The organism is Variovorax sp. GW531-E2 (assembly GCF_059423125.1).
Map to the genome: position 1 here is coordinate 20435 of NZ_JBWKXQ010000053.1, position 20119 is coordinate 40553.

The 20119-nt window shown below is 61.3% G+C and carries 23 protein-coding genes and 1 pseudogene; 9 read left to right on the forward strand and 15 right to left on the reverse strand.

The features are described 5' to 3' along the window. Positions 1–46: 46 nt before the first annotated feature. From AC07XP_RS24455 to AC07XP_RS24465, 3 genes and pseudogenes are all read right to left on the reverse strand, one after another. Positions 47–2026, reverse strand: coding sequence for a multicopper oxidase domain-containing protein (locus tag AC07XP_RS24455; RefSeq protein ID WP_495266132.1), 1980 nt, complete (start codon positions 2024–2026; stop codon positions 47–49). 252 nt (positions 2027–2278) lie between these two features. Beyond that, positions 2279–2479, reverse strand: coding sequence for a hypothetical protein (locus AC07XP_RS24460; RefSeq protein WP_495266133.1), 201 nt, complete (start codon positions 2477–2479; stop codon positions 2279–2281). 39 nt (positions 2480–2518) lie between these two features. Then, positions 2519–2803: pseudogene (locus tag AC07XP_RS24465) on the reverse strand (c-type cytochrome); the annotation flags it as partial. A gap of 324 nt (positions 2804–3127) precedes the next feature. On the opposite strand from AC07XP_RS24465, the gene AC07XP_RS24470 reads away from it, so the two are divergent. The 5 genes from AC07XP_RS24470 (at position 3128) to AC07XP_RS24490 (ending at position 7441) form a co-directional block, all read left to right on the forward strand. Beyond that, positions 3128–4597, forward strand: a complete 1470-nt coding sequence (locus tag AC07XP_RS24470) for a radical SAM protein (protein WP_495266134.1) — start codon at positions 3128–3130, stop codon at positions 4595–4597. A gap of 7 nt (positions 4598–4604) precedes the next feature. Then, the gene (locus AC07XP_RS24475) at positions 4605–5207 is read left to right on the forward strand and encodes a 3'-5' exonuclease (RefSeq protein ID WP_495266135.1); all 603 of its coding nucleotides are present in this window, start codon (positions 4605–4607) and stop codon (positions 5205–5207) included. Further along, entirely contained in the window at positions 5207–5782 is a 576-nt protein-coding gene (locus tag AC07XP_RS24480; protein ID WP_495266136.1) for an AAA family ATPase, read from the forward strand. Before AC07XP_RS24475 ends, AC07XP_RS24480 begins: the two co-directional genes overlap by 1 nt. A 292-nt stretch (positions 5783–6074) precedes the next feature. After that, positions 6075–6908 (forward strand): hypothetical protein, encoded by an 834-nt coding sequence (locus AC07XP_RS24485; protein ID WP_495266137.1) that lies wholly within the window; start codon positions 6075–6077, stop codon positions 6906–6908. Positions 6909–7006: 98 nt separating this feature from the next. Then, positions 7007–7441 (forward strand): hypothetical protein, encoded by a 435-nt coding sequence (locus AC07XP_RS24490; RefSeq protein ID WP_495266138.1) that lies wholly within the window; start codon positions 7007–7009, stop codon positions 7439–7441. Between the two features lie 156 nt (positions 7442–7597). On the opposite strand, the gene AC07XP_RS24495 is transcribed toward AC07XP_RS24490, so the two are convergent. The 6 genes from AC07XP_RS24495 to AC07XP_RS24520 all read right to left on the reverse strand — a co-directional run bounded on the left by AC07XP_RS24495 (position 7598) and on the right by AC07XP_RS24520 (position 13595). Beyond that, positions 7598–8044, reverse strand: coding sequence for a helix-turn-helix domain-containing protein (locus tag AC07XP_RS24495; protein ID WP_495266139.1), 447 nt, complete (start codon positions 8042–8044; stop codon positions 7598–7600). Between the two features lie 168 nt (positions 8045–8212). Continuing rightward, the gene (locus AC07XP_RS24500; protein ID WP_301512338.1) at positions 8213–8410 is read right to left on the reverse strand and encodes a hypothetical protein; all 198 of its coding nucleotides are present in this window, start codon (positions 8408–8410) and stop codon (positions 8213–8215) included. Further along, positions 8407–9198, reverse strand: coding sequence for an IS21-like element helper ATPase IstB (istB, locus tag AC07XP_RS24505; protein WP_301505346.1), 792 nt, complete (start codon positions 9196–9198; stop codon positions 8407–8409). Before istB ends, AC07XP_RS24500 begins: the two co-directional genes overlap by 4 nt. Then, on the reverse strand, positions 9191–10708 hold the full coding sequence (istA, locus tag AC07XP_RS24510; protein ID WP_301505348.1) for an IS21 family transposase: 1518 nt from the start codon (positions 10706–10708) through the stop codon (positions 9191–9193). Before istA ends, istB begins: the two co-directional genes overlap by 8 nt. 841 nt (positions 10709–11549) lie before the next feature. Next, positions 11550–11687, reverse strand: a complete 138-nt coding sequence (locus AC07XP_RS24515) for a hypothetical protein (RefSeq protein WP_495266140.1) — start codon at positions 11685–11687, stop codon at positions 11550–11552. 171 nt (positions 11688–11858) lie between these two features. Then, positions 11859–13595: a hypothetical protein gene (locus AC07XP_RS24520; RefSeq protein ID WP_495266141.1), complete on the reverse strand. Its 1737-nt coding sequence runs from the start codon at positions 13593–13595 to the stop codon at positions 11859–11861. 202 nt (positions 13596–13797) lie between these two features. Here AC07XP_RS24520 and AC07XP_RS24525 point away from each other — a divergent pair, with 202 nt between their 5' ends. After that, positions 13798–14469 carry a hypothetical protein gene (locus tag AC07XP_RS24525; RefSeq protein WP_495266142.1) on the forward strand — a complete coding sequence of 224 codons (672 nt, stop codon included), beginning with the start codon at positions 13798–13800 and terminating at the stop codon, positions 14467–14469. A 28-nt stretch (positions 14470–14497) separates the two neighbouring features. Here AC07XP_RS24525 and AC07XP_RS24530 read toward each other — a convergent pair whose 3' ends face one another. After that, positions 14498–15025: a hypothetical protein gene (locus tag AC07XP_RS24530; RefSeq protein ID WP_495266143.1), complete on the reverse strand. Its 528-nt coding sequence runs from the start codon at positions 15023–15025 to the stop codon at positions 14498–14500. A 43-nt stretch (positions 15026–15068) separates the two neighbouring features. Next, a complete protein-coding gene (locus AC07XP_RS24535) occupies positions 15069–16061 on the reverse strand; it encodes a sce7726 family protein (RefSeq protein WP_495266161.1) in 993 nt (330 codons plus the stop codon). On the opposite strand from AC07XP_RS24535, the gene AC07XP_RS24540 reads away from it, so the two are divergent. Continuing rightward, positions 16060–16395 (forward strand): hypothetical protein, encoded by a 336-nt coding sequence (locus AC07XP_RS24540; RefSeq protein ID WP_495266144.1) that lies wholly within the window; start codon positions 16060–16062, stop codon positions 16393–16395. The two genes, AC07XP_RS24535 and AC07XP_RS24540, sit on opposite strands and share 2 nt — an antisense overlap. Next, positions 16392–17267: an 8-oxoguanine DNA glycosylase gene (locus AC07XP_RS24545; RefSeq protein ID WP_495266145.1), complete on the forward strand. Its 876-nt coding sequence runs from the start codon at positions 16392–16394 to the stop codon at positions 17265–17267. Before AC07XP_RS24540 ends, AC07XP_RS24545 begins: the two co-directional genes overlap by 4 nt. On the opposite strand, the gene AC07XP_RS24550 is transcribed toward AC07XP_RS24545, so the two are convergent. The 4 genes from AC07XP_RS24550 to AC07XP_RS24565 all read right to left on the reverse strand — a co-directional run bounded on the left by AC07XP_RS24550 (position 17208) and on the right by AC07XP_RS24565 (position 19909). After that, positions 17208–17897 carry a nitroreductase family protein gene (locus AC07XP_RS24550; RefSeq protein ID WP_495266146.1) on the reverse strand — a complete coding sequence of 230 codons (690 nt, stop codon included), beginning with the start codon at positions 17895–17897 and terminating at the stop codon, positions 17208–17210. The two genes, AC07XP_RS24545 and AC07XP_RS24550, sit on opposite strands and share 60 nt — an antisense overlap. Beyond that, the gene (locus AC07XP_RS24555; RefSeq protein WP_495266147.1) at positions 17884–18480 is read right to left on the reverse strand and encodes a 7-cyano-7-deazaguanine synthase; all 597 of its coding nucleotides are present in this window, start codon (positions 18478–18480) and stop codon (positions 17884–17886) included. The genes AC07XP_RS24550 and AC07XP_RS24555 overlap by 14 nt, the downstream gene beginning before the upstream one ends. Beyond that, the gene (locus AC07XP_RS24560) at positions 18477–19652 is read right to left on the reverse strand and encodes a PfkB family carbohydrate kinase (RefSeq protein ID WP_495266148.1); all 1176 of its coding nucleotides are present in this window, start codon (positions 19650–19652) and stop codon (positions 18477–18479) included. The genes AC07XP_RS24555 and AC07XP_RS24560 overlap by 4 nt, the downstream gene beginning before the upstream one ends. Before the next feature lie 80 nt (positions 19653–19732). Next, entirely contained in the window at positions 19733–19909 is a 177-nt protein-coding gene (locus AC07XP_RS24565; RefSeq protein WP_495266149.1) for a hypothetical protein, read from the reverse strand. Between the two features lie 46 nt (positions 19910–19955). Between AC07XP_RS24565 and AC07XP_RS24570 the strand changes: the two genes are divergently transcribed. Then, on the forward strand, positions 19956–20081 hold the full coding sequence (locus tag AC07XP_RS24570; protein WP_495266150.1) for a hypothetical protein: 126 nt from the start codon (positions 19956–19958) through the stop codon (positions 20079–20081). The last annotated feature ends 38 nt before the right edge of the window (positions 20082–20119 follow it).

Consider the following 20119-nt stretch of genomic DNA (forward strand, 5'->3'; position numbering starts at 1 on the left):
GTCAAGCGGCTGCCGCCAGGTCCCCCAACAGAGTGGTTTCCCGCATTCAGGCTTCTACCTCCAGGACCATCATCAGGCCGCCGCCCCCATCCTGCTCGACGTTGTTGTTTGTCGTGTGGTGTGGGATGTGGCAGTGGACCAGCCATTTTCCGGGCCGCAAGGCCTTCCAGATCACGTCGTAGCGCTGACCGGGTCCGACATTGACGGTGTCGGCCTGGAAGCGCGCCGACTCCGGAAGGACGTACCCGTCCCTTGCGACGACAGTGAACGGGCCGCCATGGACGTGCATGGGGTGCACGAAGTTGTTGTTGCTGCCTACGAACCGGAGTTTGATCGTCTCACCGACCTTCATCTTCACCGTGTCGGTTGCGGGGAACGCCTTTCCATTGATGGTGAAGTAGTTCGGCAATCCGCCTTCCATCAGCATCGCCGGGTAGGTCAGGCCTTCGCGCTTGAGCCACTCCTGCAGCTGGATCACATACTCGTGATCCGCTTGATCCGCCTTGGGTGCCTGGTCGGCATTCTTGGGATCGATGATCAGCGCTCCATATAAACCGAAGGCCTGCTGGCGGTCCGCATGATCGTGCGAGTGATAGAAAAATGTGCCCGCCTGCTCGGTGGTGAACTCGTAGGTATAGGAGCCGCCGGGCGGAATCGGCTGCTGAGTGATTTTGGCCGGGCCGTCCATCTCGTTCGGCAGGATGAGTCCATGCCAATGCACGGTGGTGCTCTCTGGCAACCGGTTCGTCACCTTGATACGCACCCGATCGCCTTCGGTGACGCGAATCCTCGGTCCTGGAATCGTCGCGTTGAATGCGTAGCCCTCGACGGTCACGTCCGGCAGGATGTTCCAACGGATGACGCTGGTCTCGAGGTTGAATACCTTGACGCCGTTGTCCATCGTGGGCACAAGGTCCACATCGCCGCGCGCTTTCGCCGCGGCGGTGTGCGCAATCTGGCGTGGATGAATCGCCGACATGTCCCGCATCGCTTGGCCTGGCGTGTCCCAGCCCATGATCATCGACGGCGGCATGATGGCGCCCAGCACGTCGCGGTTCGATAGACGCATGTTCACGAACATCGCAGGCACTGTCATGCCCGCGAACAACATGAGGGTGGTTGCCATGGTCACTGCGGCCAACTGGGGACGAGTCACGTTGGGTTGCATGCTATGACCGCTATGACCGCTATGACCGCTATGGCCGCCGGGTGCATTGCCTCCATGCGCGGATTGCCCGTGCTCGCCACGGCTTTTTTGATGAGCCGACGCGGCGCTGGTGCCGGGCGGCATGGCGTCATGCGATGTCGCATGCCCAGGGACTGCTTGCGCATTGGGCTGCGCCCCAGGAGCCGGCTTGGATCGCCGCTCGGTCATCAACCCATGCTTCATCTTGCGAGACACCATCCAGACATTCACCGGATATGCCACGGCGAAGCCGACAGCCACGCCCAGCGACATCACGCCCCAGAAGAGGAGTTCAGTCGGGTCCATCGCGCGCATGTCGCGGCCCATCATGAGCAGCGCCATCACCGGCGCCATGCCCGCCATCATCGCGTTCATGCTGATGAACTCCGGCATGAACGACTTCCTGACGTTCTCCCAGTAACTGCCGCCCATCATGTTCTTCATGAAGAGCGATTGAAAGATGAACAAGCCGAACGCGAAGCCGGCGGCATACTCAACGATCAGGTCGATCCACATCGGCAGACCCAGCACCGCAGTCACGACGGCCGCCAGGATGATGCCCGTCGCATCACCCGCTACGCAGTGGATCGTGGAGCCCACGCCTTGCTTCCACAGTGGCTTGATGAACTCTTCGTGCTCTCCCGGCGCCGGCTCCTTGTCCGCCATGACGTACAGCAACAGGCCCAAGGGACCGAGATACAAGGTGACCAGGATGAATCCCCATTTCATCACCACTGGCTCAGGGTTATGGCGCAGTTGATCCCACGCAACGTACGCGGTGGAGAGCGCGGCCAAGGAGAACCAGACGGCAAGGAAGTAGTCAATGGGCTGGGCAAACATCGGAGATCCCTTTCATTGATGATTTCTCGTGCTGAGCCATTGCGGTTTCTTCCTCCTGCCTGAGCGAGGCATGACAAGAAGAATCAATTCTTGAGTGCAGCGTTCGTCAACGCATGACCGCCTTTGCAGTTCGCCGCATGAGCTCAGCCTGGCTACGGCCTCGTCACCTGAATGGCCTCCCGGAGATTCGCCCACGCTCGCGAGGCTGTCTGTCGGACGCCGACCCGGTTGCGCCAGACTGATCGCGAAAATTCATCGGCCGTTTCGGCGGCGGCGCCGGGCCGCGCGGGATTTGCGTGTGCGTGAGGATGCTCGCGGCACACCACCCGTCTTGCCTCGGTACTTGCGGCGTTGCCAGAACAGGATGCAGAGGAAGACACCCACGCCGATCAGCCAAGCCACGAACATGGTGCTCACCACGTTCTCGGAAACCCAGCGTCCTGTCACGTACATGGGGTGCTCCGTGTCAGTGAAAGAACGCCATCAAGACCGCTAGTGCAGGCCTGCGATGTAGTCGGACACCGCTCTGATTTCACGGTCGTTCAAGCGTGCTGCCACGCCGTTCATTGGCACGCTGTTCAATCTCGTTCCATCCCGAAAAGCCGTCAGTTGCGCAGCGATGTACTCCGCGTGCTGTCCGCCCAGACGTGGGTACTGGATCGGAATGCCCGCTCCGTTGGGACTGTGGCAACCCGCGCAAGCCGGAACGGCGCGGTCACCGATACCGCCCCGGTAGATCTTCTCGCCCAACGCCACCAGATCCTTCTCCTTTGCAAATGGTCCGTGTTTCGCTAATTGAGAAAACTCTCAGCTATTTGAGAATTTCGAGCTATTTGAGAAATTTTTACTAGAAAGTGAGTAGACACTTTTCTCCAAGTCATTTGTAGTCGGGCCATGCCGACTTTAAACAATGGATCGCCAGACAGCGGTTTCGAGCTAGATCTGCCGCGCCGAGTAAGCGATGTCTCCGTGCGCGAACCGACCCGATGAAACCCATGCTGAATAGGTCCCGATAGCCAGTCTTGACGGCAATGACGCCGACGTCCGGTGCGGCCGTTTTTGGCTGTCTCGCCAAATTTCCATTCGTGACCAAATGCCAACTTGCAGTATTTCGTTACGATGATGTCGGCGGGCAAACTGGTCGGAGCACCGCTCTCAAATCCACGAAATAAGGAGGCCGGTTTGCCAAAGAAGAAGGTATTTTTCGCCCACAACACCTGCTTGAACGCAGCGTACGACTTGAACGTGCTTCAAGCCGGCCTCGCGCAGGCAGAATTTGAGATCGTCGACAGGCCGGAATTGGCAGACGAGATCATTTTTTCCGGCTGCTCCGTTCGTGAACACTGGGTAGACGATGCTGTCTCGCAGATAGCTGAGGCCCAGACTCGCGCGCCCCACGCAACGGTGACCGTCACAGGCTGTGCAGCCAATACGAGCGCTCAGACCATCGCTGCTCGCCTGCCAACAAAGACGTTGAGCTTTCGTCCTATGAAGGACATTCTTGCGACCAGCACAGGCATGGCGTTCGCGGCCATGGATCGCAAGCTCTCTCAAAACTCTTCCGTTCATTTCGAATCCGCGCGTCCGAACGGACTTCAGAACCTTCGTCGCCGAGTTGGTGCCGCGAAAGCTGCTGTGGTCGCGCAGCTGCAAGAGGTCGACCGAAAGCTCGGGACCCAGATCGAGCGCGAGTATCGGCGTACGACCAAAGGGTTCGTCTTCTATGAAGAAAGTGACCCGACCGAGATGATCACGGTCACGCGCAGTTGCTTGTACAAGTGCAGCTTCTGCAATATCCCTCAAGGGCGTGGCGCATTCGAGTCAGTGCCTTTAATGGACGTGCTCGACAAGGCCAGGGCAGCAATCGCAGCGGGGAAGAAACACCTTGTGTTGATCGGCGATGAGGTCGGCAACTATGGCGTTGGCATCGAGGGCATAGATCTTGGCAAACTGATCCAAGAGGTGCTCGCTCTGGACGACGAGGTCACTCTTTCGATCCGCTACATAGAGCCCAAGCCCTTCTTGAAGTATGTAGACCGGCTGCTCGCTTGTGGGCGCGCAAACCGTCTTCGCTTGCTATACATTTCGCTTCAAAGTGGATCGCCCCGCATCCTCAAGGCAATGAACCGCGGCTACGACATCGAGCGTCTGGCCCAAGCGCTGCAGTTGTTCCGGGAAAGCACATCCACCGTGCTCTACAGCAACTGGATGGTCGGCTTTCCGGGCGAAGAAGAAGCAGACTTCCTGGCGACCGAGGCTCTGATGAAAGCTCTGAACTTTCACATCAACGTGGCTATTCCGTTCTCTGCGAGACCTAACACGCCTGCCATGGGAATGGCCGATCAAGTCGACTCCATCGTCGTGGCCGAAAGAGTAGTCCGGTTGACTGGACTCATTTCATCGCTGAAATCCGATGCAATGGCTGGCTGGCTCGAACCGCTACCCGCGGCCGAGCGCTCGAATTTGCTGCACAGCATTCGGCGTGCCGAAGCCGAACAATATGCCGAAGAGCCGGGTCGCGAGGAGCTGGAGACCGGCATGTCTCAGCCCGGTGATCGGCCGACTGACTAAGCTTCCGATGGTCAATCCGCATTGGTCTCAGTGTCATTTTGTCGTCCTTGACGTCGAGGGCAATGGCGGCTCGCCACAAGAGCTGGTCGAGATCGCCGTCATACATATCCTCGATGGGAAAATTGAGACCTTGCGCGACTGGACTGTTCGACCCGCAGTGCCAGTAACCCCGCACGCTACGCGCGTGCATGGAATCACGAATGTCGACTTGGTGAATCAGCCACCCTTTGCGGACATCGCTTCGGACCTGAAAAACGAGTTGGGTTCGGCAGTTGTCGTCGGGCATCACGTCGGGGTCGACCTCACGCTAATGAAGCGGCAGCTCATTAACTGGCACCCGGGGACGTGCATCGACACGCTGAGACTTTCTCGACACGTTTTTCCTAGTGCCCCAAGCTATGCGCTGGGTGAGCTTTGTAGCTATGTCTTCGGTGAATCTTCCATGGCACGACATCGTGCCAAGGAGGACGCGAGCATGACCGCAAGGCTTTTTCTGCATCTGATGTCTAAGCTTGATCGAGTGAGGTCCATGGACCTGCTCACTCTCGCACGGCTCGGTGCAAGTGCTGACGACCCTGCTCTTCAAGCTCAACAAGGAGATCTCTTTTGATGACTGTCTTTATCGGTATTGCGGGCACCCATTCCACCGGAAAAACAACATTCGTCGAAGCCGTGCAAGAAATGGCTCAAGGGCTCGGGATAACTGTTGCGGTCATCAGTGACACGGCGACGAAGTGCCAGGATGCGGGCTTTCCAATACTGAGAGACCACACGTTCGAGAGTACGTTGTGGATCATCACCTCGGTGATTAAAGCTGAACTGGAGGCTGGTCTGAAGGCACAGTTGGTGATCGTGGATCGCCCCGTACCTGATGCGCTCGGGTACCTCGAAGCTGCGCTCATTGCGACGAGCAGATCCATAACCGCCGAGCACCGTTCTTATCTTTACGACGTCGCGGCACATCACACAAAGCGCTACGCGCTGCTCCTCAAAACTCGATTGGACGGGTCGATTCCACTCGGCCCGGGCAGGGATCGGGATATGGAATTTCGGCGTAGCGCGGATGTGTGTATCGACGATGCACTGGGCAAGTTGAATGCCCCCGCATTGGACCCGAGTACCGTGAGCGCCAAAGACCGAGTTCGAGCACTCTTGGATCAGATTTCCAAGCAATCCTCGAGCTGATTCGATCGGCCTGGCGCCGCAAACCGTGTGATCGGTTCACGTCATTACCGATGGTTTACAGAAGCTTGGGAAGAGGCCTTGAGGCATTGTCGCCAACACTTTTTTCTCATACCGATCAACTTGAGGCGCAACGTTGAGAAGTACTGAAGCATATTTAGACGGAACACCATCTCGAGAGGATCTCGAGAATGAACTGTCCCAGTTGCAGGCGCGCGTCAGGTCGAGCCTTGCGCCGTACGACGCCGAGTCTGCTGTCTGCCTTTGGCTGGACAGTTTGCGAGCGATCGAAGAGATGATCAATCTGATGACGGTGGACTGGAGGGACGCCGCCTTTGAAGCCCAACTCTTTTCACTCCCGGTCCTTGAGATCGTCAACGGCCCCCTACAGTTGCAAGCGGTCTACCAGAGGCTCGAATCTCGATTTAGCACTCCGTTCGCAAATCGATTCCGCAACCTAGTGGTTTTAGGTTCTGCCATTGGTACGAGCTTCGTCGCGCACGGAGCGGCCGAGGCGAGAAGCGCATTTCAAACCGTTGGCTCGATGATCGGTTATCTCCAGTCGCGCCGCCGCCATTTCGTAGGCCTGTTGCATCTTCTACCATCCGCGTGCCGTGGATCCCGCAAAGTCACTCTACTTAACACGCTCAATTTCATCTTGCCGATCATTGAGTTCGATGGAGTTCCGATGATGGGCACGCAGTACAGCCTGATGATCAAGCTTGCTCAGGAGCGGCTCAGCATTCCTGACGATCCTGAAGCTGATTTGGCAATGCTGGACGCGCAGTTCCTCGAGCCGGAGCGCGCATCCATTATCGAGATGGAGTTCCTCGAACGAGAGCAGGAAATGCTCGCTTCCAAGAAGGAGCCGCTGCAAGAGGACCGGCTATTTTCTGCCGCAGAACTGCGAAATGACATCCTGTTCAGCGAAGCGGCCTACGCAGAATTCGGGCTCCGCGAGACGGAGTTCAGTACAGCGGCGGCACTCGTGAGGCGCTTATCCGTCGACTACATCGAGCGGATTTCTGGGTCCAGATCTCGCCAGAAAATTTGGGCCGCCTTATGGATGAATGCGGCGCGTCCCCAGCGCTTCGCGCCGAGCTCATCTGCAACTCGGACAGCTACATGAAATGCCTGTCGACGTATTCACCGTTTGTATTGCTAGGTCAGCGCTACATATCGACGGTCACGTTGCTAAGCCGGTTCATTTATTTTTGGCGTGCTCGAGTGCTTGAACGTCAGAAGCGGTTTCAGATTCGCGCTGGATTTATCTTTGAAGAGCAGGTCAAGCAGCAACTGGCGAGCCAGGGCTTCAAGGTTCACGACATCGTCAGGATCAATCGCAAGGAATTCGATGTGGTGACCACGCGCGATGGGGTTATCTGGAATGTGCAGTGCAAGAACAATTTCATCGATCTTGAGCGCGTGGATTCCAACGCTACAAGCTTCGCTCGCTACAACCTCGCGCTCGTTCGTTCCTATGAGCGCGCCTTGGTCAAAGAGCACAAGCGCGAGGATTTGCTGAAGAATAAGCTAGGTCTCGATGAAATCGAGCATATGCTTGTGTCGAAGTTTCCAGTCCTGACCAACAATCAACGCATCGTTGTGTTCAATCGGATAGGGGATTTTGGAAGCAGGGCAAATGCATTGCTGGGACCTTAGGGTGGTCTGCTCAGACGTTGTACGCCACGGGCTCGCGAGTCGCTGATGCGTCAAGTTCGGAAACAGCAGACCTGAACGTGGCAGATGTCAAGGACGCTACTGGATATGTCCATGTGGGGGTTAGCCCGAAATAAATCCGTTGGACCGCTCTCGTTCTTAGTCCGATGACGCGCTTAGGCGTTCCGCTATCTCACGCGCGCCGAGTTCTCGCATTGCCCCAAGATTCTCAAGTTGGGCTGCCCGCGGGCGCGCCTTTCCTTGTTCCCAGTGGTAGATCGTCTGCCCGGACACGCCAACCAACTGTCCGTAGATCGCAGCGGACAGTCCAAGCTTTGCGCGGTGTGCCGCCAGCCTAGTTGCGCTGAATCTGCGCTTCGTGCCTGCTGCAGCTTCGTCGTCCGAAACAGAAACTGCGGCGGATCGCGTCGCTCCCTTTGCGACGCGACGCAGTTCCTTCTCGAGCGCATTCACTTGTCGACGTAACTCGGCAATGGATGCACGATGCGCGACTGATGCTTTCTTGAGCGTTTCTATCTCCGCACGCACTTCTTTGCGAGCGACGCGGGAGATTTCGGCTTTGAGGATAGATGCAATATTTGGCATGACCGCATTGTGCCGCTCTGATTCAATGCCGGTATTTATCGGGCGGGTCCAAGTATGTTGGCGGCGGTGTAAATCCGCTGCTATTCGGCGGTGAGGATGCGGTTTTGCAGGTGGTTGAGGCGCAATGGAAGAGGGCCCCTTGCGGGGCCCTGGTTGGGTGAGCGGGGTTCAGAACGGCTCGTCCGGATCGAAGGACGCAGGCGGCTCGTCGTGCACGAGCTGGTCGTACCAGGCCTGCTGGACGTCGCGGCCGTAGATTCTCCACAGCTGCTCGCGCAGCACGCGCAGGCACTCGAAGACGGCCAGGGCCTGCTCGGCAGTCCAGTTGGTGGGAAGCGTTGGTGGTTGTTCGCGCTCGGACATCATGACTTCTTGCTCCTGACAGGTTTGCCTGCGCGCTGCCTGGAACGCGCAGCCAGGCGCTCCTGAGCTTCCTTGGCGCGATAGGACTGGCCCTCGATGCGCACGACCTCGGCGCGGTGCATGAGGCGGTCCACGAGCGAGACGACGCACCCTGCGTTGGGGAAGACCTCGCCCCAGTCGGCAAACGCCTTGTTCGTTGTGACCACGGTGCTCTTGTGCTGGTAGCGGCGGCTGACCAGCTCGAAGAGCAAGTCGGCGTGGCGGTTGGAGTAGGACAGGTAGCCGACCTCGTCGATGAGCAGCAGATCGGGCGCGGCATAGCGGCGCAGCCTGCTGCGCAGGGCCGAGTCGCTGTCCAGCGCCGCGAGGTCGCCGAGCAACTGCCCGGCGGTGACGAACAGCACCGTATGTCCTGCCAGCACGGCCTGGTAGCCCAGGTTGCAGGCGCACATCGTCTTGCCCACGCCGTTGGGGCCGGCGAACACGACGTTGGTGGCATCGGCGAGGAACTGCAGCGTCATGAGCTCCTCGATGGCTGCGCGATCGATCTGCGTGGGCCAGCTCCAGTCGAAGTCGGCGACGGGCTTGAATTGCCCGATGTGCGCATCGCGAAGGCGCCGCTCCAGGCTTCGTCGGCCGCGTTCCTGGAGCTCCCAGCGCAGCCACTGCGCGATGCGCTGCGCCGCATCGGCGTCGGCCATCACCTCGGACCAATGGGCCAGAAGCCCATGCAGACGGAGGCCCTGGGCCTGTTCGCGCAACTCGGCGGCGTTCATCGGTGTCTCACTCATCGCGGCGATCTCCTTGGTCGGGCTGTGAGGCCTGCACGATCTGGTCGTACGACGCCAGCGCGTGCGAGCGCACCGGCGCGTCGCGCCGGGCGACCTCCTCGCTCAGGCGCAGCTCGGTGGGCGGCGGCAGGCCCTGCTCCTCGCGGGCGCGCTCCAGTGCCAGGCGCACGGCGTTGGGGTGTGGCACATCGCGTTTGAGCGCTTCGCCGATGGCCGCCTGCAGGGGCGCGGCGCCATAGCGATCGAGCAAGCGCAGCAGCGCGGCCGTGATGGTGCCCAGGTTGTGGCCGCGCGCGGCCGCCGCCTTGAGCAACGCGAGCGCCCCCGGCGCAGCATGGGCGAGCCGATCGGTGCCGCGATGCGCATGGGCGGCGCGCTTGCGCTCCACCAGCGCCTGGATATGGGCCAGATCCTCGATCTGTTGGCCGCTGTCATAGCTGCGCGGGTGCGAGGCGACTTCCTGTGCCCCGTCGAAGACGCGCATGCGCCGGTCATCGGCAAGCACCGACAGCGTGCGCCGCACATGGGTGTGCGGCACCGTGTAGTCGTTCAGGTCGAACCGCACGTAGGGTGTCTTGCCCACCTGCACGGCCACGCGCTCGCCCAGCGGGTACTCGCGCTCGGGCAACGCCAGCAGGCTCGATCGCTCGACCTCGAAGGCATCGTTCACGCTCAGGCGTGAATCCTCCGGCCAGCGCCGCTGCGACGCCTGGCCCTCGCACCAGGCGCGCGCCTGAGCGTTCAGATCGTCCAGGTCGATGAAGGCACGGGCGGCGAAGAAGCTGTCGCGAACGTAGCGTATGGCGCGCTCGACCCGGCCCTTCTCGTTCCCGCGCGCGATGGCCACCGGGCGCGGCTCGAAGCAATGATGGGCGGCGAACTTGAGCAGCTCGGGGTTGAAGCGCACGGCGTCGCCTACGCGCTCGAGTACGGCGCTCTTGAGGTTGTCGTAGAGCAGGACCCTCGCGCACCCGCCATAGGCGATAAAGGCCTCGGCATGGCCGCGCAGGAAGCTGTCCATCCGGGCATCGAGGAAGAACCTCAGGAAGATACGCCGCGAGTAGCTCAGCACCATCACGAAGGCCATCAGCGGTCGGCGTGCACGGCCGATCTGCAGGTGACCGAAATGAGCCCAGTCAACTTGGGCGGCCTCACCCGCAAGGGTGCGCAGCCGCAGGAAGGCCTCGGCCGCTGGGCGCGGGCGCATGCCGGCAATGACATGGCGGAAGTGCTCAGGGCTGCCGCGGTAGCCGCGTTCGTGGACCATCGTGAACAGCCGCGCGGCGGTGAGCGTGGGGAACTTGACCAAGGTCGCGAGGACGAAGTCGCGGTACGGATCGATGCGACTGGGCCGCAGCGGCGAAGCCGGCGCGGGATCGCCGGCCTGCGCGAGCACGCGCCGCACGGTATCGCGATGCACATGCAACTGGCGGGCGATGGTGCCTACGCGCCAGCGCTCGGCGCGGTACAGACGCAGGATCTGCGCACTCAGATCGGCATGGATAACCAAGGTGTCTCCTTCACGGACAGGGATCGATGAGGCGAGCAGGCCAGCGTGAAGCGCGGGCGTGACGCAGGAAGCCCTGGCGAGTCCAGGGCGACAGCGCCGCGGCACAGCGCCGGCAGCGCCAGGCGATCGGCGTCGCATCGGACACGGAGGGCGCGCGCACGTGGGCTTGCTCAGGCGCGGCCAGTGGAGCACCGAGGGCCGGGATCGGGGAACCCTGATGCGTCACGATGTTGGTGGCGGCAGTGTCCAACGCGGCCACTGAGTGGCACGGCCGCTCGCGTTCGCGGCGTCGCTGGCGCCAGCGGCGTGCGCGCTCGGCATGCGCCATGCGTCCGGCGCGGCCTGCCTGGTAGCGCCGTGCGGCCTCGCGCTGCGAGTCCTGGCGTGCTGCGCGAGAGCACGCCGGGCCGCAATAGCGCTGGCCGCGATCGCAGCGACTGCACAGCAGCACCTGTGCACGGCAGCGCGCGCACACGAACAGGCGGGCGGGATGGTCGACCAGTTGCCAGGCTCCTCGGGGTCACTCCCGAGGACCTCGCCGCTCAGAGCGGCGCCCCGCTGCTGCGAGCGGGCCCGGCCCGTTCGCAATACACTGGCGCTGCATCCGCTTCGGCGTGTTGTAGGGCACGGCGTGCGGAATGAAGCTGCCAGGCCAACGGCCGCCGCCGTGCCCGCCTACGACTCGGGCATGCCCCGAGTTCTACCGCACTCGCAGCCCACCCTCCCAGAGGACCGTGGCCGTCACGACGCGCCGCCGCGCAGCAGGCCGCCCTGCAGGGCGGCCTGCTGCGCGACCCATCCCACACGAACGATCACTGCAAAACCGCCGCCTCGCCGCCGGTCACGGAAACGGCACCTCACCGCCGATGAACAAAAGCGCCTTCTCACCGCCGATGAACAAAAGCGCCTTCTCACCGCCGAATAAGCGCGCTTCCTGACCGCCGTTCACACAAGTATGAAGAGCGACAGTGGCCAGCATCGAGGCGGTACCCTGAGCGGTTTTTTCTCCCTAGCCTCTACCAGCGCCGAACCACTGTCGAGAGGCAGTGTCTGCGACCCAGGTGAAGTCAGAGTGAAGTCCGTGCGGGAGTTCTGTGAAACGATACCGGCCGTCTTGTTGCGTGCGACTCCCGCCCCAAACCATTCGGGGTCAGGGATGCCCGGATGGCCGGCTGCTCGTCGACACGCGATTGAAGGCATCGAGCATCATCTCAACCATGTCCACAGCCAACATGGAACCGTCCCTCTCGGCCAACTTGTCCGCCGTCCAACCGATCCGCAACTCGGTTCCCCGCGCTTCCCGGATCAGATTCTCAGCCGGCACAAAACTCAGCAAGGCCAGGCGATCGAAGGTCTCACGATCAAGGGTCTGCGACGGAAGGTCGAACATCAGCAACTCGATGCTTTGAGGCGAGGCTGGCATCTCCACCACGGTGCACAGGAAGCTGCGGCCGATTCCTTCCAATGCCTCGTAGCGAAATACCGTCGCCCAAACGGCCGAGATCCTTCGACGAAACGGCGGGCCGTAATCGATGAGGTGACGGCTTACGACGCCGGCTCCGAACGGCGACTTGGCCCGAACTTCGGGCAGGCTGTATGCGATCTCCTCGCGCAACCAAAGCAACGACCGCGGCTCCGGCTGGCCTCCCAGGTACATCCGCCTTGCCGCAGCAACCTCTACGCCGCGGGGGGCGACGCTCGAATGCGGGCTACCCGCCGGGGTATGAGGCTGATCATCGGACTGCGACTGCGCCGCCTCTCTCGCCGGAATCGGCTCCCTGCGCACCTGGAACAGCTTCTTCGATGCCAGGTCGGGGAAGGGATCGGAAGGCTCGACCTCCATGTCGAGGATCAGAGGCGACAGATCCTTGTTGGCATGCCCCGCATCCAAACCGCGACTACCACCGCTGACGGAGCGCCCAGCTGCCTGCTCGCGCGCGGCATCGCCCTGTTCGGGTGCCCTCGCACTCGAGCCCGCCGATTGGCCAGGATGAAGTTCGTAGAAAAGCTTCTCGAACGGGAAAGGATGCGAGCAGGAAAGAATCTGCAAAGCCAGGAACGAACGATCCGGGCCGCGCTCAAGCCATAGTCCGCGCACATTCAGGTCCGTGAGGCCGTCGATAGGGAAGCCCATCTTGATGTGCCACGGCTTTTTGTTCGCGGTCGCCGCCACCCCGGAATTGACCAGACCTTGGAAGGCTTTTTTGGCGGCTGGATCGAAGGCAATACGGGCGATTGCAGATGCTGCGTGATAGGGCATCTCCGGGCCCAGCCGAAGATTGGCAACGCGCGTCGACCTGTTGATCTCGGCTGTCTCAAGGTCGTAGAGCGTTCGCGCTGCCAATGCGCCCGAGAACACCCTCGAGAGCAAAATTCCGCTGTCGCCAAAGTACCGGCGCGTCAGCTCGGTGCACGAAACCAGCAGGCTGGTTCTTGCGTCGACGCGCACTTTGACGGCGTGCGAAATCGTGTGCGCTTTGTGCCCCGCGAAGTGCGCAAACGGAATCTCGTGCCGCTGCATTCCGTCCGAGCACAACGACTCCCCTCCGCAAGGCACGATCTCGGCCGTTGTCTGATCGACTCGAAGTCCAGCAAAGGATTTCTGCAGCAGCCGAGCTCCGCCCACGCGATAGCCTTCGTGCCAGACGTCACCGACACGCAAAAGCCGCAGGTATGCAATCGGCACCAATGCTTCGAGCTGAGGAACTTCATACTGCGCGCCGCCCCATGCTGTGCCGATCTCCCATTTTGAGCAGGCCACCTTGATGACCCGGCTCCTTTTACCCCGATGGAAAACGGTGATCACATCGCCCAGCCAGTCGATTCGCACAGGGGTGTTACTTACTCGCTCGAAAGCGAGGAGAGGCGGTTCTTTGTACGCAGACATGGATGTCAAGATAGTTGGACGTAGTTTGCCCCTCTATCATGGCGAACTGCGACGTGCGTGAGCGGCGATCTTCTAGCCGCGCCACTCAATCTTCAGCGGCGCGCCTTGACGAGAGCTAACGCGCCGAGTGAACCGCTCAAAAACCGCACCCGCTAGATGCCATGTCGACGAATCGAGGTCTCATTTGACAATCCGTGCTCCCGTGCCGCCTCCACAGTACCTGCTTCTTTCTCTCGCAGATCATCAATCGGCATCACTGGAGGTTGAGCGGCACGGCAGATCGCAGAGCACCTACCTGCGTTGCCTCAACATCGCCGGTCGATGGGCGGTCCATGGCACGACGCATGCACCACTTCTCGTGTGGCGTTCGGAACAGGCAAGCGAAGCCCGTGCCGCGGCCGAACAGTCGGCCAAGGCCCGTCGAAGGCCCGTCGAGGTGATATCGCGCAGCGATTCCGGATGGGAAGAAGGCCGTGAGATCCAGTTGTTCACCGTTGCCTCCGAGCCGGCGCTTCTTGGCTATGCCGCTCCCAGCGAAGCCAAGGCTCGCCGCTTGCGCGTCGAAACGGACAAGCTTGAAGCGTTCTGCCTGGTAGTTCGGCACGCTTCGGCTGCAACGAACCATGAGCAATTCGTCGAGATCAGCCGCGCTGCGGGGAAGGCGCTCCGTGCCAAGTTCGGAGGCGGATCGATCACATCGGCATCTGCCTGGTTGGCGGGACGCAAAGGCCGGGAGGCGCTGCAGAGCGTGCTGGCTGGCGAAGTTGAACTGACCGGGCCGATCGCGATACAAGAGATAGTCGAAACGGCCGCGCTGGCACAAGAGGCGGAGCGCCTACGGCAGGAAACCGAGAATCCGAGCGCCCGTAAATGAGCGCCCTCGCGCCTATCGGCCAAGCGGACTAGCCAGCGCTTTGCGCATCAGGCGCATCGATCACTCTCGCGTGAGCGAGGATGAAATCGCCGGTTCCTGAACCCCATGCAGCACCGAGATCGATCGGCTCTTTGAACGCCAGGCGCTCCACGGTGATTCCCGCGGCTTCCTCGACCGTCGTCGGAAAGAACGCACCGCCCGGCTCCATGTGAAGGTAGAAGTCACCAGTGAAGGTTCCGCAATCGCAGTTGTTGGCGAAGTAGCTGTCACCCGCCGTATGGCTGTAGCGCTTCGAATAGTTTGGATTGCGCTGCACGAGTTCGCGCAGGACCTCCGCGGACATGAAGCCAACGTCGGTCAGGACGAGCATGTCGGCGGTATCGGCAGGATGGCCGATCTGCTCGCCATCTTCCTCCAGGGCATGCGCCGCCAAGGCAACGGCCTTGACAGGTTGTCCGCACTTCCAGCACTTGGTCTGCGCACTCAGCAACAGCAGGGGCGGCAGCGCACGCAGGGTGGGTTCGCCCTCGTCGGCGTAGTCATCATCGATGTCCATGCCTGGATTCTGCGCGATCAAAACCGGAGCGACAAACCCCACCTCAGCTCGGGCGCCTCCGCCCCTCATTGCGCGGCGGATTTACCGGAAAGAATCCAAGTGGCTTGAATGCGGCCGGCGCGGGCCTGACCCGTCCCGTGTCTTCGATCCGCCTTTTCGCAACGTCGGCAAACTCGGCCCGCAGTTCCTGCAACCTGGTTCTCGCTTCCAGGTTCACAGGCGATGACGCATGTGGTGATCGCGTGGCCACGACATTGCCCAAGGGCGAACCTCCCGCTCCCCCCGTGCCCAGAACCCCGATGTGAGCGAGGTGCCACAGGCTGAAAGCCGCAGGCTCTTCCTGTTGCGTATCGCGCTCAGAGTCGTTCGTATGCGCCGCGACAACCTCATCGAAGACAGATCTCATCCGAGGTTTCGCTTCGCGCGCCTGCAGGCATTCGCACAGATACGAGTCCAGCTCTCGCGGGGTCAGGGCCCGCCCCACCTTTTGGACCAAGACCTCTTTCGACAGTTTCGATGCGCCTTGGCACGCTGCCAGCACCTTCAGCTTGGCGATGCACTCCTCGCGGGTCAGGAGCCGCGCCATGCGGACCGTGTCCCTGCACAAGTTGACGGATGCCGGCCGCAGGCATCGCAAGCGCAGCGTCCGGCCTTCGCCCAGCGCCACCCAGACACCCCATGTCTCGGGGACCATCTTTTCGACCGCTCGCAAGTGAGCTGGGACCGTCACGATGTTCGAGTACCTGAACAGACTGTCGTATTCCACGATCTGCTGCGGCAGTCGGTCCAGGCGATCGCGGCCGGCCTTGATTTCGAAGCCTGTGAGCTCTTGATTGACGACCGCAACGTCAGCGCGGCAACGCCCGCTAGGCATCCAAAGTTCTTCAACGACCAGATCATCCCCGCGAACAGCCTTGCTATTCATCAGCAGCCGCCGCAGCTGCGCGTCGTACTCCATCTCATAGGCATTGAAGGAGAGGCCGCGGATTGCGTGCTCGAGCGATTTCATACATGCAATATGCAATAATAAATGCATGATCGTCAATGATGTACTTCGGCAAATTGAGAACGCCATGGCGGTGAACGATCTCAATCAGCTTGCACTTTCTCGAGTGATGAACATCCCTCAGTCCACACTCAGTCGAGCCCTCTCTCAACCGGTCAAGCTCACCAAGACCCACCGAAAAATATGCAAATATTTCGGAATTTCGATACCCCAGGATGAGAACAGCTCGGGAGCGGAGGCGCTGCGCAAGGCCGTGCTAGACGCATGGGATGGCACCGACCGGCATGCTCAGGCGCTAGCCGGCCTTCTGCGAGCTGCTGCTCACGTCTCGGCCGTCACTTCTGCATCGAGTAAATCGTCATGACCCAGCACGCGGCGATATTTCTTGAGCAAACCGCAGTTCGCCTGGAACTGCCACCTTCGACGAACGAGGTGGTCCCTGGCGTTTCATGGGGCGCGGTCGATGCATTCCCAAGTCCTGCGTACTGGGCGTACCAGGTCCTAGCGCGCCGGGTCAGCGGCACCACCGTGCGCTACCGTCTCGGCGACACCCTTGCCGAAGAGGTCGCGGCATGTCTGCTTGGCGGTCATGGAATTCCCGCGAGCATCGGCCTCGCGGCGTTTCGGCATCTCAAGCGCAATGGCCTTCTCTCTCTCGAAGGCGACGTACCCAGCGAGGCGGATTTGCTGGCGCAACTGTCTGCTCCCATGGAAATGGACGGCAAGCAGGTGCGCTATCGCTTCGCCAAGCAGAAGGCGCGTTACCTGAACTCGGCGTTCACCAAGCTGGCCGAAAGTCCGGCGCCGACCTCCACAGGTCGGCAACTACGGGACTGGCTGCTTCCGGTGCAGGGAATCGGGCCGAAGACTGCTTCTTGGATCGCTCGCAACTGGCTGGATGCAGACGACGTGGCAATCCTCGACATCCACATCCTGCGGGCTGGGATGCTAGGCGGCTTCTTCGAGCATGGTCTCACCGTGGAACGCGACTATCTGAAGCTGGAGCAGCAGTTCCTGGCATTTGCGCGTGGGCTCGGTGTACGAGCCTCCGAACTTGACGCCCTCATGTGGCTCGAGATGGCGTCATCCCAAACGACCGTGCATGAACTGCTGAAGTCCCGCATGCCAGCGGCTGTAGCGGCAAAGCCACCGTTGACGAATGAGCAGCGGCTCAAGTCACGCGCGCGCGCCCACCAACGCCGCGCCGACACCCGCCAAGCCCGGCTCATCGACTAGGCGGCCCACCCAAGGATCCGCGGTGACGCCCAGCGGCACAAAGGCCAGATCCAAAGCTTCGGCTGCCATGCTGAGGTAGCCAAGCAGGACGCCTGCGTCCCTCCAGACCAGGCTACAGGAGTTGCCGTACTTCGATGCTGTCTTGCTTGGCTCCGCAGCCAGTAAAAGGAGCGTCGCCGTCGGCGCCGCGACCAGCTCGTCCATGTGCCGGCGCACCTCCAAAACGTCGACCGCGCACGGCAAGGATACGAGCGCATGGCCTGCCGGGTCATACCGGTGCCAGCCGGAAAGCGCAGGGTCCTGGACAATTAGATGCACCGGATGGATCGCGCCGGCGGAGGGCGCGGGACGCTGCGTCAGTGCAAATCCAAGGTCCTCGGTTCCGCTCGCCAGCTGCCTGTCGACCAGCTCGAGCAACCACCCCAGTCTATCGCGCGCCAGTGGCGCGAATGCGCGTGCCGAGCGCCGCCGTGCTGCAAGATCCACGATGGAGCGCGAGAAGACGGGATGATGCGAGGGCAATGCCGCCACGGACGACAGAGCGATCCGTTCGCCATCCGGCCATTGAACCGGGGTGTGGCGCAGCGCCTGCGAGCGAGGCTGCGGATTTCCTAGGTCAATCCAGGTCATGCCGCAGTTCCTCGAGCACTTCGAAGTACTTATTGCAGCCGCGGCACTGCGCGCATGCGACGTTGGCCTTGTGGCAGCTGTGCGCCCAGGCGAGTTGGTCGTGCGGGATTTGTGCCAATCGCACCAATTCGATCGTGGAAAGACCAATGGCCGGAGCCTCCACTTGAATGCCGCCCTCCTGCATGCTCAGCAACTTGCTCATCGCGTCGACAAACTCGGGTGTCCCGTCCCGATGGCTACCGTCGGACTTTACTGTCCCCAGCCACAGATGCGTGACGCCAAGAGAGATCGCTCGCATCGCAGCCAGCGTGGCCAGAAGTTGGTTGCGATAGGGCCACCAATCGCTGGCGGGCGCATTCGGGTCCGCTTGGCCTCCAGCCATGTCCCCGGACCCCAGTGCGCGACAATCGACCCGCAGGATGTGATGGTCGATGCCCAGAACCCTGCAGATGGTCTTGGACGCTCGCAACTCCGCCTCAGCGGCCAGTTGCCCGTAGTCGATGGTGATGGCGATATCGGGACGCTTCCACCAGGCGATGCTCAGAGAGTCCATGCCGCCCGACAACAGCAGAGCCGTCTTCATAGGGCGGCCGCGAGCCAGAGCGCCTGATAGATCGCGCCCACATAGTCCTTGGCAAGGACGCAGGCGGAGCCTTCCAGCATCTTCTTGTCTTCCTCGCTCTCGTTCTCGCAATAGACGACGACAGGAATTCCCAATGCCCGGGCATATCCAATCTCGTAGATCGTCCCTGAATCAAGTCCATCGCCGATGGCAAACACCAGATCGGCATTCTTGATGCCCTCCAGATCCGCCAGCACGACATCTTCTGCAGAACCAAGACCCACGTCGTGATAGGGCGAGAATACGGTCAGCCCCATGCTGCTCAGGTTGTCGCGCGCCTGCTTGACCTGCCACAACTGAGCCAGCGTGAAGAAGGGTCCGGCGAGATACACGGTGGGGCGTCGACCCGCGGCATATCGCTCGGACACTGCGAGCGGCGCAGGATTGAATTGGGCCAGCGATTTGGGCGTCGCAAACGCTCGGGTCTCGCAGTAGAACGCCGTGGCCTTCGAGGCCAGATCGGCACTCTCGGCGGGGGAAAATCCACCTTGCATCCAGTGATGCGCGAAGTGAGCGACGAAGTTGTCGCCCGAGCCGATCTTCCACACCTCTTGCGACCGATAGGCGGGGACGACGTGCGTATCGGTACCGTCGAAGACAAGCGCGCCGCGCGGTCCACGCTTGATCACCACGACACTGGCTCCGTGCGCTTGCAACAGCTCCTTGGCCATCTCCTCGACAGTTGCGCCCGTTTTCCCCGTCATCAGCGATGCCTCGTGCTGATTCAGGACGAGAGCAAGCTCTCCGGCCTTCGAGCCGTTCTCATGGAACGGCTGTGGATTCAGCGCGTTCTGCGGGTCGTAGACAACCCGATCTCCATGCACCTGCGCATCAGCCTCCAGCATGCCAAAGCGCACGACGTTGCGAGAGCGGACTTGAAGAGTGGGGAGCGTCTGGTCCGCGCCGTAAATGCGCGGGGTCTCCAGCCCATGGTGATAGTCGAACACCACTGGGCCCGAGGTCGCGACCGTCGCGTTGGTCATGAAGGGGGTAGACAGCGCCGCCCGATGGGTCACGACCTCGGCGGCCTGCGCGTCCACATACCCATGCAGCTCCACAGCCCCCTGCATCGCGGCGATCGCGGAGGCTGCTCGTCCGGCCGAGCCGAAGATCTCCCGCCATCGCGGGCGCATGCATCGCTCGTGATAGATCCCACCTACGACAACGATCAGATCCCCAGGGCTCGGCCCTGAAGCATCCGGGACCTGCGGCGTCACAGACCTACGGGGCGCACCCGTACGCGAACCTGTCCGTTGGACTTGGACAGAACCGTTGCCTCGTAATCGGTGCCGCCATTCATGCACTCACGCAGACGCGGCAGCTGCGGGGCGGTGAGCCCGCCTGCAATCTGGCCGTTGTGCACGACCACCACGACAGTGGTTGCGCCCATTTGCCGACTCTCCACCGGCAAAACGATTCCCACCTCGATGTCCGCAATGACGTCTTCGTTTGGCGAGCTCAACTGCGTGTCGATGACCAACGTCTCGCAGCTCGTGCTCGTGTCCGAAAAGCCTCCTCCACCACCCCCGCTCGATCCCGACATGGTGTTCCTCCTGCAATAAGGCGTTACAGCCTACCGTCAGGCACAGCGAATGCAATA

What these genes read in the sequence shown, in the direction of transcription:
- AC07XP_RS24455 (WP_495266132.1), bottom strand. Translation starts at nt 2,026, where the DNA reads ATGTTTGCCCAGCCCATTGACTACTTCCTTGCCGTCTGGTTCTCCTTG.
- AC07XP_RS24460 (WP_495266133.1), bottom strand. Translation starts at nt 2,479, where the DNA reads ATGTACGTGACAGGACGCTGGGTTTCCGAGAACGTGGTGAGCACCATG.
- AC07XP_RS24475 (WP_495266135.1), top strand. Translation starts at nt 4,605, where the DNA reads ATGGTCAATCCGCATTGGTCTCAGTGTCATTTTGTCGTCCTTGACGTC.
- AC07XP_RS24480 (WP_495266136.1), top strand. Translation starts at nt 5,207, where the DNA reads ATGACTGTCTTTATCGGTATTGCGGGCACCCATTCCACCGGAAAAACA.
- AC07XP_RS24485 (WP_495266137.1), top strand. Translation starts at nt 6,075, where the DNA reads ATGATCAATCTGATGACGGTGGACTGGAGGGACGCCGCCTTTGAAGCC.
- AC07XP_RS24495 (WP_495266139.1), bottom strand. Translation starts at nt 8,044, where the DNA reads ATGCCAAATATTGCATCTATCCTCAAAGCCGAAATCTCCCGCGTCGCT.
- AC07XP_RS24500 (WP_301512338.1), bottom strand. Translation starts at nt 8,410, where the DNA reads ATGATGTCCGAGCGCGAACAACCACCAACGCTTCCCACCAACTGGACT.
- istB (WP_301505346.1), bottom strand. Translation starts at nt 9,198, where the DNA reads ATGAGTGAGACACCGATGAACGCCGCCGAGTTGCGCGAACAGGCCCAG.
- AC07XP_RS24515 (WP_495266140.1), bottom strand. Translation starts at nt 11,687, where the DNA reads ATGCTGGCCACTGTCGCTCTTCATACTTGTGTGAACGGCGGTCAGGAA.
- AC07XP_RS24520 (WP_495266141.1), bottom strand. Translation starts at nt 13,595, where the DNA reads ATGTCTGCGTACAAAGAACCGCCTCTCCTCGCTTTCGAGCGAGTAAGT.
- AC07XP_RS24530 (WP_495266143.1), bottom strand. Translation starts at nt 15,025, where the DNA reads ATGGACATCGATGATGACTACGCCGACGAGGGCGAACCCACCCTGCGT.
- AC07XP_RS24540 (WP_495266144.1), top strand. Translation starts at nt 16,060, where the DNA reads ATGATCGTCAATGATGTACTTCGGCAAATTGAGAACGCCATGGCGGTG.
- AC07XP_RS24535 (WP_495266161.1), bottom strand. Translation starts at nt 16,061, where the DNA reads ATGCATTTATTATTGCATATTGCATGTATGAAATCGCTCGAGCACGCA.
- AC07XP_RS24545 (WP_495266145.1), top strand. Translation starts at nt 16,392, where the DNA reads ATGACCCAGCACGCGGCGATATTTCTTGAGCAAACCGCAGTTCGCCTG.
- AC07XP_RS24550 (WP_495266146.1), bottom strand. Translation starts at nt 17,897, where the DNA reads ATGACCTGGATTGACCTAGGAAATCCGCAGCCTCGCTCGCAGGCGCTG.
- AC07XP_RS24555 (WP_495266147.1), bottom strand. Translation starts at nt 18,480, where the DNA reads ATGAAGACGGCTCTGCTGTTGTCGGGCGGCATGGACTCTCTGAGCATC.
- AC07XP_RS24560 (WP_495266148.1), bottom strand. Translation starts at nt 19,652, where the DNA reads ATGCGCCCGCGATGGCGGGAGATCTTCGGCTCGGCCGGACGAGCAGCC.
- AC07XP_RS24565 (WP_495266149.1), bottom strand. Translation starts at nt 19,909, where the DNA reads ATGGGCGCAACCACTGTCGTGGTGGTCGTGCACAACGGCCAGATTGCA.
- AC07XP_RS24570 (WP_495266150.1), top strand. Translation starts at nt 19,956, where the DNA reads ATGACGTCTTCGTTTGGCGAGCTCAACTGCGTGTCGATGACCAACGTC.